The sequence below is a fragment of the Variovorax sp. Soil_C_33 genome, assembly GCF_057656935.1.
In genome coordinates this window covers 1-302 of sequence record NZ_JBDGJK010000061.1, presented here as the reverse complement: position 1 = coordinate 302, position 302 = coordinate 1, and the positions used below count along the sequence as shown (strand labels likewise).

Genomic DNA, 302 nt, shown 5'->3' with positions numbered 1-302 from the left:
TGGATCTTCCACTTCTTGCAAAGCCGGCGCACCGCGTTCTTCAGCACCACCTCGTAGGGTTGCCAGTCGCCCAGCACTTCATCGAAGCGGTAGGCGGTGAAGTCGGCGATGAACTGCTCCATCTGCTCGGCCGGAATGCGGTCGGCAAAGATGTCGCGCGTCAATTCGCCCATGCGAAAGCGCGTCAGCGTGCCATAGCAGTCGAAGGTGATGTACTTGGGACGGAAGGTCATGATGGTCTCGGTTCCTTAGGTGGCAAATGCGACAAGTTCATTACGAAGCGATTGCAGCACGCACACGCG

The 302-nt window shown here is 57.9% G+C and carries 1 protein-coding gene; it reads right to left on the bottom strand.

Features of this window, described 5'->3' with window-relative positions; all coding sequences use genetic code 11:
* The coding region (locus tag AC3A6B_RS29930; protein WP_487840255.1) for an HAD family hydrolase at positions 1-233 on the bottom strand (233 nt) is incomplete at its 3' end.
* Between the last annotated feature and the right edge of the window lie 69 nt (positions 234-302).